The 18211-nt window shown below is 73.4% G+C and carries 16 protein-coding genes; 1 reads left to right on the top strand and 15 read right to left on the bottom strand.

Features of this window, described 5'->3' with window-relative positions; genetic code table 11:
- Nucleotides 1–8: 8 nt before the first annotated feature.
- Nucleotides 9–4526 carry a glutamate synthase large subunit gene (gltB, locus tag HS045_RS25230; protein WP_196453965.1) on the bottom strand — a complete coding sequence of 1506 codons (4518 nt, stop codon included), beginning with the start codon at nucleotides 4524–4526 and terminating at the stop codon, nucleotides 9–11.
- A 273-nt stretch (nucleotides 4527–4799) separates the two neighbouring features.
- On the opposite strand from gltB, the gene HS045_RS25225 reads away from it, so the two are divergent.
- Complete coding sequence (locus HS045_RS25225; RefSeq protein WP_307827704.1) at nucleotides 4800–6449, top strand: bis-aminopropyl spermidine synthase family protein; 1650 nt, start codon at nucleotides 4800–4802, stop codon at nucleotides 6447–6449.
- Nucleotides 6450–6480: 31 nt separating this feature from the next.
- On the opposite strand, the gene HS045_RS25220 is transcribed toward HS045_RS25225, so the two are convergent.
- The 14 genes from HS045_RS25220 to ppk2 all read right to left on the bottom strand — a co-directional run bounded on the left by HS045_RS25220 (nucleotide 6481) and on the right by ppk2 (nucleotide 18195).
- Nucleotides 6481–7101, bottom strand: a complete 621-nt coding sequence (locus HS045_RS25220) for a hypothetical protein (RefSeq protein WP_196453964.1) — start codon at nucleotides 7099–7101, stop codon at nucleotides 6481–6483.
- 207 nt (nucleotides 7102–7308) lie between these two features.
- Nucleotides 7309–8220 (bottom strand): hypothetical protein, encoded by a 912-nt coding sequence (locus HS045_RS25215; protein WP_196453963.1) that lies wholly within the window; start codon nucleotides 8218–8220, stop codon nucleotides 7309–7311.
- A 215-nt stretch (nucleotides 8221–8435) separates the two neighbouring features.
- Entirely contained in the window at nucleotides 8436–9155 is a 720-nt protein-coding gene (locus tag HS045_RS25210) for a VIT1/CCC1 transporter family protein (RefSeq protein ID WP_196453962.1), read from the bottom strand.
- A complete protein-coding gene (gene lgt / locus HS045_RS25205; protein WP_196453961.1) occupies nucleotides 9152–10336 on the bottom strand; it encodes a prolipoprotein diacylglyceryl transferase in 1185 nt (394 codons plus the stop codon). Before lgt ends, HS045_RS25210 begins: the two co-directional genes overlap by 4 nt.
- Nucleotides 10337–10361: 25 nt before the next feature.
- Nucleotides 10362–11111 (bottom strand): thioredoxin domain-containing protein, encoded by a 750-nt coding sequence (locus HS045_RS25200; protein WP_196453960.1) that lies wholly within the window; start codon nucleotides 11109–11111, stop codon nucleotides 10362–10364.
- On the bottom strand, nucleotides 11111–11737 hold the full coding sequence (locus tag HS045_RS25195) for a DoxX family protein (protein ID WP_230884808.1): 627 nt from the start codon (nucleotides 11735–11737) through the stop codon (nucleotides 11111–11113). Before HS045_RS25195 ends, HS045_RS25200 begins: the two co-directional genes overlap by 1 nt.
- 173 nt (nucleotides 11738–11910) lie before the next feature.
- Entirely contained in the window at nucleotides 11911–12705 is a 795-nt protein-coding gene (trpA, locus tag HS045_RS25190; protein WP_196453958.1) for a tryptophan synthase subunit alpha, read from the bottom strand.
- A 70-nt stretch (nucleotides 12706–12775) separates the two neighbouring features.
- On the bottom strand, nucleotides 12776–13981 hold the full coding sequence (trpB, locus tag HS045_RS25185) for a tryptophan synthase subunit beta (protein ID WP_230884884.1): 1206 nt from the start codon (nucleotides 13979–13981) through the stop codon (nucleotides 12776–12778).
- A gap of 44 nt (nucleotides 13982–14025) precedes the next feature.
- Nucleotides 14026–14835 (bottom strand): indole-3-glycerol phosphate synthase TrpC, encoded by an 810-nt coding sequence (gene trpC, locus HS045_RS25180; RefSeq protein ID WP_196453956.1) that lies wholly within the window; start codon nucleotides 14833–14835, stop codon nucleotides 14026–14028.
- A gap of 227 nt (nucleotides 14836–15062) precedes the next feature.
- Nucleotides 15063–15491, bottom strand: a complete 429-nt coding sequence (locus HS045_RS25175; protein WP_307827703.1) for a DUF2752 domain-containing protein — start codon at nucleotides 15489–15491, stop codon at nucleotides 15063–15065.
- A gap of 121 nt (nucleotides 15492–15612) precedes the next feature.
- Nucleotides 15613–16011 (bottom strand): DUF4190 domain-containing protein, encoded by a 399-nt coding sequence (locus HS045_RS25170; RefSeq protein WP_196453955.1) that lies wholly within the window; start codon nucleotides 16009–16011, stop codon nucleotides 15613–15615.
- 124 nt (nucleotides 16012–16135) lie between these two features.
- The gene (locus HS045_RS25165) at nucleotides 16136–16864 is read right to left on the bottom strand and encodes a Trp biosynthesis-associated membrane protein (RefSeq protein WP_196453954.1); all 729 of its coding nucleotides are present in this window, start codon (nucleotides 16862–16864) and stop codon (nucleotides 16136–16138) included.
- Complete coding sequence (gene hisI, locus HS045_RS25160) at nucleotides 16861–17208, bottom strand: phosphoribosyl-AMP cyclohydrolase (protein WP_196453953.1); 348 nt, start codon at nucleotides 17206–17208, stop codon at nucleotides 16861–16863. Before hisI ends, HS045_RS25165 begins: the two co-directional genes overlap by 4 nt.
- Before the next feature lie 57 nt (nucleotides 17209–17265).
- Nucleotides 17266–18195, bottom strand: a complete 930-nt coding sequence (gene ppk2 / locus HS045_RS25155; RefSeq protein WP_196453952.1) for a polyphosphate kinase 2 — start codon at nucleotides 18193–18195, stop codon at nucleotides 17266–17268.
- Between the last annotated feature and the right edge of the window lie 16 nt (nucleotides 18196–18211).

Here is an 18211-nt window from a genome sequence, read left to right as displayed (position 1 = left end):
TACCCCCCTTATCCCTGGACCGCGGCCGTCATGACCGCCTCGTCGATGTCCCTGCCCTCGAGCCGCGCGGTCTCGGCGGCGCGCAGGACCCGCTTGTAGTCGGTCGGCATGATCTTGCTGAAGCGCGCCGGGTCCCAGTCGGCCAGCAGTTCCTTGGCGACCGGGGAGCCCGTCTCGGCCAGGTGCGCTTCGACGATCTTCCTCAGGTCCTCGGAGTCGGCCTCGCCGAGCGGTTCGATCTCCACCATCTCGCGGTTGACCCGGGCGGGGTCGAGGTCGAGCAGGTAGGCGATGCCGCCGGACATGCCGGCCGCGAAGTTGCGGCCGGTCGGGCCGAGCACGACGACCCGCCCGCCGGTCATGTACTCGCAGCCGTGGTCGCCGACGCCCTCGACGACCGCGGTGGCGCCGGAGTTGCGGACGCAGAACCGCTCGCCCATGACGCCGCGGACGAACGCCTCGCCGGAGGTCGCGCCGTACAGGCCGACGTTGCCGGCGATGATGTGGCCGTCGAGCGGGGCGGCCTCGTGCGGCCGGACGATGATCCGGCCGCCGGACAGGCCCTTGCCGAGGTAGTCGTTGGCGTCCCCGGTCAGGCGCAGCGTGATGCCGCGCGGCACGAAGGCGCCGAAGGAGTTGCCCGCCGAGCCGGTGAACCGGACGTCGATGGTGCCGTCGGGCAGGCCGGCGCCGCCGTACCGCCTGGTCACCTCGTGGCCGAGCATGGTGCCGACCGTACGGTTGACGTTGCGGATGGGCAGGTCCAGCGTGACCGGGGTGCCGTCCGCCAGCGCGCCCTCGGCCAGCTGGATGAGGGTGTTGTCCAGGGCGGCGTCCAGGCCGTGGTCCTGCTCGCGCACCTTGCGCACCGCGGCGCCCTCGGGCAGCTCCGGCTGGTGCAGGATCGGCCCGAGGTCCAGCCCGGCCGCCTTCCAGTGGTGCTCCGCCGAGACGGTGTCGAGCAGCTCGGCGTGGCCGATGGCCTCCTCCAGCGAGCGGAAGCCCAGCTGGGCGAGGTACTCGCGGATCTCCTCGGCGATGAACTCGAAGAAGGTGACCACGAACTCGGGCTTGCCGGTGAACCGCTTGCGCAGCTCGGGGTTCTGCGTGGCGACGCCGACCGGGCAGGTGTCGAGGTGGCAGACGCGCATCATGACGCAGCCGGAGACGACCAGCGGCGCGGTGGCGAAGCCGTACTCCTCGGCGCCGAGCAGCGCGGCGACGACCACGTCGCGGCCGGTCTTGAGCTGGCCGTCGACCTGGACCGTGATCCGGTCGCGCAGGCCGTTGAGCAGCAGCGTCTGCTGGGTCTCGGCCAGGCCCAGCTCCCAGGGGGCGCCGGCGTGCTTGAGCGAGGTCAGCGGGGAGGCGCCGGTGCCGCCGTCGTGGCCGGAGATGAGCACGACGTCGGCGTGGGCCTTGCTCACGCCCGCCGCGACCGTGCCGACGCCGACCTCCGCCACGAGCTTGACGTGCACCCGGGCGACCGGGTTGGCGTTCTTCAGGTCGTGGATGAGCTGGGCGAGGTCCTCAATGGAGTAGATGTCGTGGTGCGGCGGCGGCGAGATGAGGCCGACGCCGGGGGTGGAGTGCCGGGTCTTGGCGATCCACGGGTAGACCTTGTGGCCGGGCAGCTGGCCGCCCTCGCCGGGCTTGGCGCCCTGGGCCATCTTGATCTGGATGTCGTCGGCGTTGACGAGGTACTCGCTGGTGACGCCGAAGCGGCCGGAGGCCACCTGCTTGATCGAGGAGCGGCGGGCCGGGTCGTAGAGGCGCTCGGGGTCCTCGCCGCCCTCGCCGGTGTTGGACTTGCCGCCCAGCCGGTTCATCGCGATCGCCAGGGTCTCGTGGGCCTCGGCGGAGATGGAGCCGTACGACATCGCGCCGGTGGAGAACCGCTTGACGATCTCGCTGACCGGCTCGACCTCGTCGATGGGGATCGGCGCGCGCACGCCGTCCTTGAACCGGAACAGCCCGCGCAGCGTCATCAGCCGCTCCGCCTGGGAGTCCACGAGGCCCGTGTACTCCTTGAAGATCTCGTAGCGGCGGGTGCGGGTGGCGTGCTGCAGCTTGAAGACGGTCTCGGGGTTGAACAGGTGCGGCTCGCCCTCGCGGCGCCACTGGTACTCGCCGCCGACCTCCAGGCGGCGGTGGGCGTTCTCCACCCGCGGGTAGGCCTTCAGGTGCCGCTCGGCGGTCTCGCGCGCCAGGACGTCGAAGCCGACGCCGCCCAGGCGGGAGGTGGTCCCGGCGAAGCAGGTGTCGATGACCTCCCGGCCGAGCCCGAGCGCCTCGAAGATCTGCGCGCCGGTGTAGGAGGCGACGGTGGACACGCCCATCTTGGACATGACCTTCAGCACGCCCTTGCCGTACGCCTTGATGAGGTTGCGCACGGCCTTGTGCCGGTCGACCTTCAGCACGCCGGTGTCGACCATCTCCTCGACGGTCTCCAGGGCGAGGTAGGGGTTGACCGCGCCGGCGCCGTACCCGATGAGCAGCGCCATGTGGTGGCACTCGCGGGCCTCGCCGGTCTCGATGACCAGGCCCACCCGGGTCCGGGTCTTCTCGGCGATCAGGTGGTGGTGGACCGCGCCGGTGAGCATCAGCGACGGGATCGGGGCGAGCTCGGCGGAGGAGCCCCGGTCGGACAGCACGATGACCCGCGCGCCGGCGGCGATGGCCGCGGAGACCTCGGCCCGGATCTCCTCCAGGCGCCGGACCAGCTCCGCACCGCCGCCCGCGACCTCGTACAGGCCGGAGACGACGTGCGGCTGGAAGCCCGGCAGGGCGCCCTCGTCGTTGATGTGGATGATCTTGGCGAGCTCGTCGTTGTCGATCACCGGGTACGGCAGGACCAGCTGGCGGCAGGAGGCCGGGCCCGGGTCGAGCAGGTTGCCCTCGGGGCCGATGGTGCTGGCCAGGGAGGTGACGAGCTCTTCGCGGATGGCGTCCAGCGGCGGGTTGGTGACCTGCGCGAACAGCTGGCTGAAGTAGTCGAACAATAGCCGGGGCTTCTCGCTGAGCACGGCGACGGGGGTGTCGGTGCCCATCGAGCCGATCGGCTCCGCGCCGGTCTTCGCCATCGGCGACAGGATGATCCGCAGCTCCTCCTCGGTGTAGCCGAAGGTCTGCTGGCGCTTGACGAGCGCCTCGTGGCTCGGGATCTCCCGGGAGCGGGCGGGCAGCTCCTCGAAGCGGACCAGCCCGGCGTGCAGCCACTCGGCGTAGGGCAGCTCGGCGGCGAGCTCCGCCTTGATCTCGTCGTCCTCGATGATCTTGCCGCGGGCGGTGTCGATCAGGAACATCCGGCCCGGCTGCAGACGGCCCTTGCGGACGACCCGCTCGGGTGCGATGTCGAGCACGCCGGCCTCGGAGGCCAGCACGACCAGGCCGTCGTCGGTGACCCAGAACCGGCCGGGGCGCAGGCCGTTGCGGTCGAGGACCGCGCCGACCAGCGTGCCGTCGGAGAAGGTCATCGAGGCCGGGCCGTCCCAGGCCTCCATCAGCGAGGAGTGGAACTCGTAGAACGCCCGCCGCGCGGGGTCCATCTCGGTGTGGTTCTCCCACGCCTCGGGGATCATCATCAGCACCGCGTGCGGCAGCGTGCGGCCGGCCAGGTGGAGCAGCTCCAGCGCCTCGTCGAAGGAGGCGGTGTCGGAGCCGTCGGGGTCGCAGATCGGGAAGAGCCGCGACAGGTCGCCGGGGAGGTTCGCGGTGGCCAGCATGGCCTCGCGGGCGCGCATCCAGTTGCGGTTGCCCTTGACCGTGTTGATCTCGCCGTTGTGGGCGACGTAGCGGTAGGGGTGCGCCAGCGGCCACGACGGGAAGGTGTTGGTGGAGAAGCGCGAGTGGACCAGCGAGATCGCGGTCGCGTAGCGCTCGTCGCTCAGGTCGGGGAAGAACGGCTCGACCTGGCCGGGGGTGAGCATGCCCTTGTAGACGATCGTCCGCGACGACAGCGAGGGGAAGTAGACGTCCGCCTCGTGCTCGGCCCGCTTGCGCAGGCAGAAGGCCAGCCGGTCGAGCTCCAGGCCGGAGTGGCCGCCCGGAGAGGACACGAAGAGCTGGCGGAAGAACGGCATCACCGCGCGGGCGCTGGGGCCCGGGAGGGTCCGGTCGACCGGGACGTCGCGCCAGCCGAGGACGGTCAGGCCCTCGCTCGCGGCGATCTCCTCGATCGTCCGCTCGGCGGTCGCGCGCGCCTCGGGGTCGACCGGCAGGAAGGCCGTGCCGGCGGCGTAGGAGCCCGCGGGGGGCAGCTCGCGGACGCCGGCGTCGGCGGCCACGGCGCGCAGGAACGCGTCAGGGATCTGCGTGAGGATGCCGGCACCGTCACCGGTGTCCGGCTCGCTACCCTGGGCCCCCCGGTGATCGAGATTGCACAGCGCCGTCAGGGCCTTGGCGACGATGTCGTGGCTGCGTCGTCCGGCCACGTCCGCGACCATGGCGACACCGCAGGCGTCATGCTCGTGCGCGGGGTCGTACAGGCCCTGGGGCTCGGGAAAGCCGAGGTGGGCAGCAGGCATTGAATCCCTCCCGTCGTCTTCATCTGCTTCGTGTGGAAACAAGCAAAGGGACGACGTTGGCCCTGCTGCGTGGTGAGTAGAGGTTACCGTACCCTGTCGGAAACCTGCCTACCCGGTCCCAGTCGCAGCTCTTTGCTGCTTATTCATCCCTTCCGGCCAACAGGCAGGTCGGACGCGGCATTCCTCCCGGACGGCAAAAGTGGTCTATACCACTCCTGTCCCGTGTCGGGCGGTCTCCGGGCGCCGGTCGGACGGTCCTCTAGGGTGGTGGCCGTGAACGGGATCGAGGAGCTGCTCCGGCGCGCGGGTGTGGACGGCAGGCGGCTGCGGACGGCGCTGGCGCTGCTCGGCGACGGCAGGTGGTGGACGCTGGCGGCCCTGGTGCGCGAGACCGCGACGTCCCGGCGGGCGATCGAGGCCCTGCTCCGCGCGGTCGAGGCCGAGACCGGGGCCGGGGTCGGGGTCGAGGCCGGGGCCGGGGCCGGAGCCGGGGCCGGGGCCAGAGCCGGGGTCGGGGCCCTCCTGGAGCGCTCCGGCGACCGCTTCCGGCTGCGCGAGCCGCTGCCCGGCCTGTCGGCCGCGCCGCACGGCCCCGCCGACCCGGTGGCCCACCTGCTGGGCGGGCACGCCGAGCTCCTGGCCACGGTGGAGGAACTGGTCGCCAGGGCCCCGCGGGGCCGCCAGGCGCTGGACCACGTGGCCGCGACCGCCGACACCGTGGTCCGGCGGGCGCTGCTGATGGACGCCCGGTTCTGGCTGCCCGGCGCGCGGATCCTGTGCGTGGGCGACCACGACCTGACCTCGCTGGCGACCGCGCTGCTGCGCCCGGACGCCGAGGTGGCCGCGGTGGACCTCGATGAGCGCATCCTGGCCTACATCGCCGAGCAGGCCGACCGGCTCGGGGTCACCGTCCGCACCCGCTGGGCCGACCTGCGCCTGGGACTGCCCGCCTCCGTGCAGGGCTGGGCCGATCTGGCCGTCACCGACCCGCCGTACACGCCGGAGGGCATCGGCCTGTTCGCCTCCCGCGCCGTCGAAGGCCTCGCCGACCGCGAGCACGGCCGCGTCCTGCTGGCCTACGGCGCCGGCGAGCACACCCCGGCGCTGGCGCTGAAGGTGCAGCACGCGCTCTCGGCCCTCAACCTGGTCAGCGAGGCGATCTACCCGGACTTCAACCGCTACCACGGCGCCGAGGCCATCGGCTCGGCCGCCGACCTGTACGTCCTGCGCCCCACGACGAAGACGTGGCCCGCCGTGGCCGCCCGTGTCGACGGGTTCGGCGCCGCCATCTACACCCACGGCCCGCAGTCCATCGAGTCCCGGCCCGCCGACGTGGCCGCCACCGCGGCCCCCGGCCTGCCCGCGGAGGGCCTCTCCCCCGCCGTGCTCGTCGGCGAGTGGCCGCGGGACACGCTGCCGAAGGTCCCCCGGGCCCGGCTGGCGACCTGGCTCGCCAAGCCGTACGCCGCCGATCCCGCCGAGGTCGCGGTGGCCGTGCCGGCCGGGATGGAGGCCGTGCTCCCCCGCCTGCTGCTCGCCACCCGGGCCCGCCGGGTCCGGGCCTGGACGGCCGCGCCCGCCGGAGACCCGGCCGCCGGGCCGCTGTCTCACGTCTACGAGCTGACCGTGACGGGCCGGACCGTCGACGCCGTACGGCGTCCGCTCCCCGAGACGGCGCACGGGCGGGTCCTGCGCCGGATCCTCGACAACGCCCACGGCAAGCTCGCCAACACCTGGCGCGAGGCCCTCATCAGGGAGCGGGGCGAGTTGACCAAGAGGCAGGCGAAGGCCGTCGTCGCGGAGGCCGCCCCGTGGTCGGCGGACGTCACCGCGCTGGAGCTGCCCGCCCACCGGCTGGCGGAGCTGCCCGCCGCCGTGGCGGCCTCCCTCGCCGCACCGGCCGCCGACGGACCGCGACGCTGAGGCCGCCGACGGCCCTCCGGGCGGAACGGGATCACACCAGCCGCCGCTGGACCGCGAAGCCGAGGGCGTCGACGGCCAGTTGCGGATGGGTCAGGTCCACCCGGGTCCCCGGTCCGGCGGGCGCGACCCAGCTCACGGTGACGTAGTGGCCCAGGGCCCTGGCCTGGGCCCAGCCCCGGGCGCCGTCGAACGCCTCGGGGAGGCCGGACGCCGGCCGGACGAAGCCATCGCGGCCGAACGCGGCGACGAGCCGGTCGGCGGCGGCCGAGTCGGCCAGGTTGAAGATGAGGAACTGCCCGGCGATCCGGCCGTCCGCCGAGGTGTAACCGGCCCGCAGCGCCTGGGTGCATCCGGCGACGGCCGCCTCGGCGCTCCCCCACACGGCCGAGGCGCAGTCGGTCAGGGACTCGGGGTTCCCGCCCGTCAGCGCGACCCCGCCGGAGGCGATCGGACCGGCGGGGAAGACCTCGGCGGCGGTCAGCGGCTCCGGGTCGAGCGCGCGGGTGGCGATCGGGGCGTAGTGGGCGGTGTTCGGCTCGCTCCGGAAGGTCGCCGGCCGCACGCCGTCCTCCTCGCGCAGCAGCAGCCAGGACGCCGTCCCGGCTGCGGCGATGACGACGGCGGCGGCGGCCACGGCGATCCACGTGCGCATGGGCACCGAGCTTACCGGGGGGCGGTCGGCCGGCGGCGCGGTCCGGGCGACCGCCCCCCGGATCGCGCCGTCAGGGGACGGACGACGCCTCCGGACGACCCGGCTCGGCTCAGATCGAACAGACCGTCCCGGATCGGAGAGGGCGTCCCGGATCGGAGAGGGCGTCCCGGATCGGAGGGGGCGTCCCGGATCGGACGGACCGGCTCGTCAGGAGGCCGGGGCCACCGTGACGACGCGCCGGAACACGGCCTTCTCCGTGCTCCTGACCGCCAGGGACAGGGAGACGAGGTCGTCCTTCACGTCGGGTTCCGCACCGTCCGCCCGTCCGATCCAGACCAGCCCGGCGTAGTGCCCCAGGGCGTGACCGCTGCCCTCGCTGTGCCCATCGGCGGTGAAGAGCGGCCGGGCCGGATCCACCGGGCGGACCCAGCCGCCCCGGTGCAGGGTGGTGAGGGAGTCGACCAGCCCTTGGGCGGAGGCGGCGTCGCGGAGCTTGAACAGGGTGTACTGGGCGACGTAGCGCCGGTCCGCGCTGGTGTAGGTCCCCCGCAGCGCCTGGGTGCACCCCCCCTGGGCCAGCCGGTCGGTCAGGGCCCGCCCCCACACCGCCTCGGCGCAGGCGTCGTCGAGCTTGGCGCCCGTCAGCTTCAGGGTGATCCGCCCCTCCGTCAGGGTCTTCTCGCCGAAGACGTCCTTGACGGTCAGCGGCAGGGGGTCGGCCTTGCTCTGCGCGATCGGCGCGAAGACCTTCGAGGAGGCCCAGCCCCGGTAGGTGGCGGGCCTGGGCTGGGATGCGGCGGTCCCGGCCTCGGCGGCGGGCGGCTCGGGCACGTAGTCGTTGCCGACGGCGGCGATCGCGAGCAGCACCGCGCCGAAGGCCGCCAGCGCCCCCACCGTCCACGCGCCGGCCACCACCAGCTTCTGCTGGACGGGGCTCAGGCCCCAGGCCTCCAGGCGGCCGAGGATCCCCTCCGGTTCCTCCGCGGGATCGCGCCTCGGGGACGGCCCGGCGGACCGCTTCGCCGAGCGCCTGGCCGGGGAACGCCTGCCGGAGGCCCGTCCGGCGGTGCCGGGCTCGGCGGGTGCGGGCTCGGCGGGTACGGAGGAGTCGGGCCCCATCGGGGCGGATCCGGCTGCGGGATACCAGGCCTCCGGACCCGGCCCGGCTGGAGGGAACGCCCCAGCCGGAGGGAACGGCCCCCCCTGCGGGAACGGAGCCGCCGGGGGGCGCTGCTCGGCCGGCGGCGCCGGAGGGCGCTGCCCGGCGGGGGAATGCTCGGCGGGAGTGCGGCGGCCGGAGGCGCGGCGGCGCTTGCGGCCGGGAGCCGGAGTCGTCACAGCGCCACCCCTCCCAAGAGGTTGCCCAGGCCGTACGTCAGCGCCGCGGCGGCCGATCCCACCACGAACTGGCGCAGCCCGCTGTACCACCAGTTGCGCGCGGTGACCCGGGAGACCAGGACGCCCGCGCCGAACAGGGCCAGGCAGGAGACCACCGCCGAGGCCGCCAGGCTGGTGACCCCCAGCAGGTAGGGCAGGAGCGGCAGGAGCGCGCCCACGGTGAAGGACAGGAACGACGAGACGGCGGCGATCCAGGGCGACGGCAACTCGTCCGCGACGACGCCCAGCTCGGCCCGGGTGTGGACCGCCAGCGCCCTGCCGGGGTCGCGGGAGACCTGCCGGGCCACCTCCGCGGCGAGGTCGGGGTCGACGCCCTGCGCCTCGTACATCTGCGCGAGCTCCTCCTCCTCGTCCTCGGGGTGGCGCTGCAGCTCGCGCCGCTCGACGTCGATCTCGGCGAGGGCGAGCTCCCGTTGGCTGGCCACGGAGACGTACTCCCCTCCCGCCATGGAGAACGCGCCCGCCGCCAGCCCGGCGATGCCGGCCAGGACGACGACCCCGCTGTCGTCGCTGCCCCCGGCCACCCCCGCGATGAGGGCGAAGTTGGAGACGAGCCCGTCCATCACGCCGAACACCGACGGCCGGAGCCAGCCGCCGTTGACGTCGCGGTGCTCGTGGTGGACCTCGGCGCGCTTGCGCGGGCCGTCGCCGTTCACGATTTCTCTTTCTCCCGGCCGGCCGTTCCGCCGGGCGCCGCGGTCTCCTCCGCGACGGAGCCCTCCGCGGCCGACGCCGCCGGGGACCCGCCGGGCTCCTGCGCCCCGCCGGTCCCCTCGTCCTCATCGGCCTGGTCGGCCGGGTGCGCCGGGTCGATCGGGTGCGCCGGCGCTCCGGGCTCCCCCCGCTCCCCAGGCGTCTCCGCGGCCGTGAGGTCGGCCCGCTCCACCGGGTCGCCGGCCGAGCCCTCGGCCCCGTCGGCCTGGTCGGCCTGGTCGGCCTGGTCCGACGGATGCGCCGGATCCCCGCCGGCCGCCGCGGACTCCTCACCCGCACCGGTCCCGGCATCCGCCGCACCGGTCCCGGCCCCCAGCGACTCCTCGCCGGTCTTGTTCCGGGCCCACCAGAAGTAGGCGAGCGCGGCGAGGAACAGGACGATCGAGGTCCACTGGTTGAGCCGCAGGCCCAGGATGTGGTGCGCGGTGTCGACCCGCAGTCCTTCGATCCAGAAGCGGCCGACGGTGTAGCCCGCCACGTAGAGCGCGAACACCCGGCCGTGCCGGAGGGCGAACCGGCGGCCCGCCCAGATCAGCACCAGGGCCAGGCCCAGGTCCCAGATCGACTCGTACAGGAACGTGGGGTGGTAGGTGTCCTCGCCCGGCACCGTGCCCGGCCGGTCGGGGTCGATCTCCAGGCCCCACGGCAGGTCGGTGGGGCTGCCGAACAGTTCCTGGTTGAAGTAGTTGCCCCAGCGGCCGATGGCCTGGGCCACCGCGATGCCGGGGGCGACGGTGTCGGCCACCGCCGACAGGGAGATCCCCCTGCCGCGGCAGCCGAACCACACGCCCAGGGCACCGAGCGCGACCGCGCCCCAGATGCCCAGCCCGCCCTTCCAGATGAACAGCGCCTCGATCGGCTCGTTGGGCGCGTTCTCCGCGAAGTAGAGCTGCCAGTCGGTGACGACGTGGTACAGGCGTCCGCCGACCAGGCCGAACGGAACCGCCCAGACGGCGAGGTCCACCATCGTGCCGGGCTCGCCGCCGCGGGCGCGCCAGCGGCGCTCGCTCATGACGACGGCGACGACGACGCCGAGCACGATGCACAGGGCGTAGGCCCGGATCGGGATTATGCCGAGGTGCCAGACCCCGTTGGAGGGGCTGGGAATCGAGGCGAGGGGCATGTCGGTGACGTTACCGTGTCACGCGCTACTTGGCGGCATCGAGGATCGCCTGGCGCAGCCCGGAGGGGCTGAACCCCTCGTCGCCGAGCACGGTCCCGTTCAGCTTCAGGGTCGGGGTCCCCTCGATCTTGGCGCTCTCGATCTGCGCGGCCGCGTAGTCGGTGTGCGCCTTGGCGTGCTGCTGGGAGGTGACGCACTGCTCGAAGTTCGGGGCGGTGACCCCCGCCTCCTTGCCCCACTCGACCAGCTCGCCGGTCTTGAAGCCCTCCACCGTCTCCGAGGGCTGCTCCTCGAAGAGCTTGTCGTGGTAGGCCATCCACTGCTTGCCGTCGGGCACGCACCGGGCGGCGGCCCCCGCGCGGACGGAGTTGCTCCGGGTGACGCTCTCCGGGAAGATCGTGATCGGGTGGTAGACCACCTTGACCTGGCCGGCCGCCGCCATGTTCTTGATGGTCGGGCCGTTGCTCTCGTCCAGCTGCTTGCAGAACGGGCACTGGAAGTCCTCGTAGATGTCCAGCACCGGCTTCTCCACGCCGGCCTTGGCCATGACGACCGAGCCGTCGCCCTGGACGGTGATCGGCGCCAGCGCCGTCGTGGCCTCCTCGGACTTCCCCCTCTGGGCGGAGTACCACCAGCCCGCCCCGACGGCGGCGAGCGCGACGACCGCCACGGTCGTGATGGTCACCATGCGCTTGCGCTGCTCCTGCTTACGCTCCGCCTCGCGCTGCGCCTTGATCCGGTCACGGGCCGACTGGTCCCGTGCGGCCTTGCCCATCAGTGGTTCTCCTTCTGCAGGGGTTCCCCGGTGTCGCCCTCGGCGCGCTCGGCGCCGTCCGCGTCCTCGGTCTCGTCGGTGTCGTCGGTGTCGTACGCATCGGCCTCCCGCGCCGAGGTGACCCCGAGCACGGAGTCCAGCGCGAACCGGCCCGGCGGGAACCAGGCGATGACCACGCCGAGCGCGAACAGGCCGAAGTCCCGCAGGATGTCGACGAGGTAGCCGGGTTCCACGCCGGCCGCGAGCTGGCCGCCGCCGCCGAAGCAGCCGCAGTCGATCCGCAGCCCGCGCGCCCAGGCGGAGCCGATGCCGATCACGAACGCCAGCATCAGCAGCGCGGAGATGATCCCCGCCACCCGGGTGAGCAGCCCGATGACCAGCAGCACCCCGACGACGATCTCCATGATGGGCAGGCCGTAGCCGACCACCGTGGCGAGCGACTCCGGAAGCAGGTCATACGCCTTGACCGCCTGGACCGACAGGACGGGGGCGCCGATCTTCCCCCAGCCGGCGACGATCAGCACGCCTCCCAGCACCAGCCGCGAGACGGTCGTGACCCAGGGTAGCGCCGCCCGCAGGCCGTGCGGCCTCGGCGGCACGATCTTGTCAGAACTCACGGGCACCATCGTCTCCTATGCGGATTCCGGTCGCGGCAGGCCCCCGGCGGACACGCCGGGCATTCGCACGAAACCCCATCACGACCTGGATAAGCGCCAGATAAGAGCGGAGAGGCCGCCGAACGGCCGCCGAACGGCCGCGGACCGGGCTGCCGACCCGGCCGGCCTCGCGGGGAGGTCGTTCAGTCGCGCACGCCCGCCGCGAGCTCGGCCCCCAGCTCGCGGACCGCGGCCAGACCGGAGGGCTCGTCGGCGGCGTCCAGGAGCCGGCGGATGAACGCCGATCCCACGATCACGCCGTCGGCGTAGGCCGCGACCTCGGCGGCCTGCCTGCCGTTGCCGACCCCCAGGCCGACGCAGACCGGCAGGTCGGTGTGGGTGCGGGTCCGCTCGACCAGGCCCTGCGCCGCCGAGCCGACCGACTCGCGGGCGCCGGTGACGCCCATCAGCGACGCCGCGTAGACGAAGCCGGTGCAGCACTCGACGACGGCCTTGATGCGCTCCTCGGTGGAGCTGGGGGCGACCAGGAAGACGGTGTCGATCCCGGCGGCGGCGCTGGCCTCCCGCCAGGGACCGGCCTCCTCCGGAGTCAGGTCCGGGGTGATGGTGCCCACCCCGCCCGCACCGGCCAGGTCCCGCGCGAACCGCTCGGCCCCGTAGCGGTCGATCGGGTTCCAGTAGGTCATGACGAGGGTGGCCGCGCCCGTCTTGGCCACGCCCTCGACCGTGCGCAGCACGTCGGCGATGCGGGTGCCGTTGCTCAGCGCCCGGTGCACGGCGTCCTGGATGGTCGGGCCGTCCATGAGCGGGTCGGAGTAGGGCAGGCCGATCTCGATCACATCGCAGCCCGCCTCCACCATGGCGGCGGCGGCCGCGATCGCGCCGTCCTTCGTCGGGAATCCGGCGGGCAGGTATCCGACGAGGGCTGCGCGGTCGTCCGCCTTCGCCTTGGCGAACACCGTCTGGAGAGTCGTCATGTTGGGTTCCGTTGCGGATCGGGGCCTTGGGCCCCCTCCGGACCGGGCCGGAGGGGAGGCGAATCGGTCGTCAGAGGTCGAAGTACTTCATGGCGGTGCCCATGTCCTTGTCGCCGCGGCCGGAGAGGTTGACCAGGACGGTCGCCTCGGGGCCCAGCTCGCGGCCGAGCTTGAGAGCTCCGGCCAGCGCGTGGGAGGACTCGATCGCCGGGATGATGCCCTCGGTGCGGGCCAGGAGCGCGAAGGCCTCCATCGCCTCGGCGTCGGTGATGCCGTGGTAGACCGCGCGGCCGCTGTCCTTCAGCCAGGCGTGCTCGGGTCCGACACCGGGGTAGTCAAGCCCCGCGGAGATCGAGTGCGACTCGATCGTCTGGCCCTCCTCGTCCTGCAGGACGTAGGTGCGCGAGCCGTGCAGCACGCCGACGGAGCCCGCGGTGAGCGTGAGCGCGTGCTCGCCGGTCTCCAGACCCCGGCCGCCGGCCTCGTAGCCGTGCAGCGCGACGCCGGAGTCCTCGATGAAGGCGTGGAAGATGCCGATCGCGTTCGAGCCGCCGCCGACAGCGGCGCAGACGGCGTCCGGCAGGGCCCCGGTCAGCTCCAGGATCTGGCGGCGGGCCTCGACCCCGATGATGCGGGCGAAGTCGCGCACGATCTCGGGGAACGGGTGCGGACCGGCGATCGTGCCGAACAGGTAGTGGGTCCGGTCGACGTTGGTCACCCAGTCGCGGAACGCCTCGTTGATGGCGTCCTTGAGGGTCTGGCTGCCGTTGGTGACCGGGACGACCGTGGCGCCGAGCAGCTTCATCCGCGCCACGTTCAGCGCCTGGCGCTCGCAGTCGACGGCGCCCATGTAGATGACGCACTCCAGCCCCATGAGGGCGGCGGCGGTCGCGGTGGCGACGCCGTGCTGGCCGGCTCCGGTCTCGGCGATCACCCGCGTCTTGCCCAGGCGCTTGGTGAGCAGGGCCTGGCCGAGTACATTATTGATCTTGTGGGCGCCGGTGTGGGTCAGGTCCTCGCGCTTGAGGACGATCCGGGCGCCGCCCGCGTGCTGGGCGAAGCGCGGCACCTCGGTGAGGGTGGTCGGCCGTCCGGCGTAGGTGCGCAGCAGGTGGTCGAACTCGCGGAGGAAGGCGGGGTCGTTCCTGGCCCGGTCGTACTCGGCGGCGACCTCGTCCAGCGCCGGGATGAGCGCCTCGGGGACGTAGCGGCCACCGAAGATGCCGAACTTGCCCTGGGCGTCCGGGTCGTCACCGTGCACACCGTGGCCCGCCAGGTCCGCCGCGGTGAGGATGGGCTCTTGCGTCGCTGTCACGTGTCTTACTGCCCCTCGGGTCGGGATGCGGGGTGGGCTCCGGCGGTGACCAGGTCCACGACGGCGGCGCGGGGGTCCTTGCCGGTCACCAGGCTCTCGCCGACCAGAACGGCGTCGGCGCCGGCCCGGGCGTAGGCGAGCAGGTCGTGGGGTCCGCGCACGCCCGATTCGGCGATCTTGATGATGCCGTCGGGGATCTTCGGGGCCAGTTTGGCGAAGACCTCCCGGTCGACCTCGAGGGTCTTGAGGTCACGCGCGTTGACGCCGATGATCCGGGCTCCGGCGTCCAGCGCCCGGTCGAGCTCCTCGGCGGTGTGCACCTCCACCAGCGGCGCCAGCCCGATCGACTCGGCCCGCTCGATGAGGGAGACCAGCGCGTTCTGGTCCAGCGCGGCCACGATCAGCAGCGCCAGGTCGGCGCCGTGGGCACGGGCCTCCCACAGTTGGTAGGAGGTGACGATGAAGTCCTTGCGCAGCACCGGGATGTCGACGACGGCGCGCACCGCGGCCAGGTCGGCGAGGCTGCCGCCGAAGCGGCGCCGCTCGGTGAGCACGCTGATGACGTGCGCGCCGCCGGCCTCGTAGTCGGCGGCCAGGGCCGCCGGATCGGCGATCGCGGCCAGCGCGCCCTTCGACGGGCTGGAGCGCTTCACCTCCGCGATGACGGCCACCTGGTCACCGCTGAGCGCCCGGTAGGCGTCGCGGGGCGCCGGCGCCCGCTCGGCCCGCTCCTTGAGCTCGGACAGGGCCACGGTCTGCTGGCGCTCGGCCAGATCGGCGCGGACGCCGTCGATGATCTCGTCCAGCACGCTCATGAGGCCTCCCCGCGAAGCCCGCAGGCCACGTTCGTGATCATCCCTGCACCCGTGGTCCGCTCGCTCACCGGGCCTCCTCCGTCGCCCTCGTTCGCAAGCTGCTGCGTCTGGTGGCTCGCTCGCTCCGCTCGCTCACGGGTCAGGTCCCTCCCGATCGATTGCCCTTGTCCTGCCGATGCTATCGGCCTTGCCGAGGTCACCCCGCCACCGGGTGACGGGCGCGGTCGCTATGGCGCCAGGAAGTCCCCGAAAGGCAGATTTCGTCCTATCCAAAAAACGATCAGCACGCTGAGCAGCCACCACGCGTGCACCGGGCGGAGCCAGGTCGCCGCGAACGGCAGGCCCCGCCAGGACCGCGCCGCCCAGCGCGCCCAGAGCACGGCCAGGAGCGGCACCGCGGCCACCAGGAGCGGGTTGAGGCCGGCGGCCGTGACGGGATCGCCGTGGGCGAGCGCGTGCACGGCCCGCAGGCCGCCGCAGCCGGGGCAGTAGAGCCCCGTCAGCGTGAGGAACGGGCAGGAGGGGTAGTGGCCGGGCTCGTTCGGGTCCACCGCGCCCACCAGGACGACCGCCGCCCCGGCGGCCAGCGCCGAGCCCAGGGGCGCCGCCAGGGCCCGCCCTCCGGACCGCCGCGCGCCCGCCGTCTCCCCCGTCACCCCGACCCCGGTCCTCCCCGCCGTTCCGGCCCCGCCCGGTTTCTCCGCCGGCGGCCGTCCGTCACCCGGCCACGATACTCAACCGCGCGCGGAGACGCCCGTCGGCACACGCGGGTGTCCGTCAGAGGCCGTAACCCGGGGAGGTGGCGGCGACTCCCAGCCCCCACCAGCCGAGCATCAGCGCGAAGACCAGCAGCAGGACCCACCCGGCGATGCCGAAGTAGGACAGGATCAGGCCGGCGATGCCCATGCTGCGCCCCTCCTCGCCCGTCCGCTTGATCTGGTTCAGCGAGATGTGCCCCAGCACGATGCCCACGACCGAGGCCACGCCGCAGGTGAAGAGCCCGATGATCCCCATGACCAGCGAGGCGATGGCCATGCCGTTGCTGCCGCGGGGCGGGGGCGGCCCACCGTAGCCGTAGGGGTCGTATCCGCCTCCGGGCGGCGGCCCGCCGTAGCCGCCGGGGGGCCCGTACCCTCCGGGAGGGCCGTAACCGCCCGACTGATTCCCATAGCTCATGGATCACTCCTCTTCATCCGAGTTGCGGGCGGCAGCCTAGCCACAACGTACCGGTCACGGGCGGGCACGGCCGCTCTGTGGGCAAGCTGTGATCCGGAGGCCGGGGCGGTCCGGACGACCGGGGTCAGCGCTCCCCTCGCGCCGGCCCTCCGGCCGGGCCGGAGCCGGCGGACGGTCCCGCGCCCGGGTCCCCCGGCCCGCCGCCGGCCGCGCCGCCGGCCGCGGCGCCGGCCGAGGCGCCGGCCCGATCGCCGACCGCGGCATCGGCCGGGTCATCGGTCGGGTCGGCCCCGCGGTCGATCGCGTCCCACAGCGCCCGCTCGGTGGCCGGTCCCGCGCCGGGCCCGCGCTGCGAACGGTCGTACCGGCCGGACATGCCGGGCCAACGGGGTCCCCGCAGGACGGCCGTCACCCCGGCCGCCAGCAGCACCAGCCCGCCCGCCGCCGCGACCACCGGCCAGGTCCAGCGGACCGTGAAGGCGTCGAGGGCGACGTCCCCGCCCGCGGCCCGGGCCAGGTTCGCCTCCACCGCCGCGGCCAGCGCACCGCGCCCGGTCCCGTCCCAGGCGCCGGCGAGCACGCCCAGCCCGCACAGCGCGATCACCGCGCCGACCGCCCGTCGCGCTCCGCCGCCCGTGGCGAGCACGGCGACCACCGCCGCGAGCACGGCCAGCGCCACCGGACTCAGGAAGGACACGATCCCGGAACCCGTCAGGGCGGGCGGCTCGGCACCGTCCGCCCCGGCGCCCGCGGAACCGAGCACGGCCCACTCGCGGCCGGCGGCCAGCAGCACCGCTCCCGCCCCGGCCGCGCAGGCCGCCGCCCACGTCCACAGCTCCCGCCCGGCGTTCACGCCCGGGTCACCGTCAGCTCGTCCGCGTCGAAGCAGGTGCGGTCACCGGTGTGGCACGCCGCGCCCACCTGGTCGACCTTGAGCAGGATCGTGTCGCCGTCGCAGTCGAGGGCCGCCGACCTGACGTGCTGGACGTGGCCGGAGGTGTCGCCCTTCACCCAGTAGGAGCCGCGGCTGCGCGACCAGTAGGTGGCCCGGCCGGTGGTGAGCGTGCGGTGCAGGGCCTCGTCGTCCATCCAGGCGAGCATCAGCACCTCGCCGGTGTCGTACTGCTGGACGACCGCGGGCACCAGCCCGTCGGCGGTGCGCTTCAGCCGGGCCGCGATCGCGGGGTCAAGGGACATGCGGCAATTGTGCCGCAGCCGGGAGCGTGGGACGGCCGGGGACGCGGGACGGCCCGCCTAGCGCACGCGGTCGTCGTCCAGCACGTCGGCGGCCTTGACCACGATCTTCGGGTCGGGGGTCCCGACGACCTCGTGGTCCTTGTTCTCGTACTCGAACAGACTCAGCACGTGCCGCATGGCCTCGATCCGGGCCCGCTTCTTGTCGTTGCTCTTGACCACCGTCCACGGCGCCTCCTCCGTGTCGGTGTGCAGGAACATGTCCTCCTTGGCCTCGGTGTACTCGTCCCACTTGTCCAGCGACTCCAGGTCCATCGGCGAGAGCTTCCACTGCCGCACGGGGTCGACCTGGCGGATCAGGAAGCGGGTCCGCTGCTCCTTGCGCGACACCGAGAACCAGAACTTCACCAGGTGGACGCCGTCACGGACGAGCATGCACTCCAGTTGGGGGGCCTGGCGCATGAACTCCAGGTACTGCTCCGGGGTCGCGAAGCCCATCACCCGCTCCACGCCGGCGCGGTTGTACCAGGAGCGGTCGAAGAAGACCATCTCCCCCGCGGCGGGCAGGTGGGCGACGTAGCGCTGGAAGTACCACTGGGTGCTCTCGCGCTCGCTGGGCTTCTCCAGCGCGACCACGCGCGCGCCGCGCGGGTTGAGGTGCTCCATGAAGCGCTTGATCGTGCCGCCCTTGCCCGCCGCGTCGCGCCCTTCGAACAGGATCACCAGCCGGCCGCCGGTGTCCTTGATCCAGTACTGCAGCTTGAGCAGCTCGATCTGGAGCAGCCGTTTGGCCCGGTCGTACTCGTCCCGGGACATCCGCTCGTCGTAGGGGTAGTGCTCGCGCCAGGTGTCGACGGGACGTCCGTCCCGCCGCCTCAGCACGGGGTCGTCGTCGTCATCGTCGTCGACCAGGAAATCCTCCAGGTCGTCCATCAGATCACTCTCGGCCACGGCCGAGCGCACTCCCGGCGGCAGCAGGTTCGCGTCCATACTCACCCCCTGCCAC

Source organism: Planomonospora sp. ID82291 (genome assembly GCF_015711645.1).
Taxonomy (GTDB): Bacteria; Actinomycetota; Actinomycetes; order Streptosporangiales; family Streptosporangiaceae; genus Planomonospora.
Note: the sequence above shows the minus strand (reverse complement) of the source record. Positions and strands in the feature narration are given on the sequence as shown.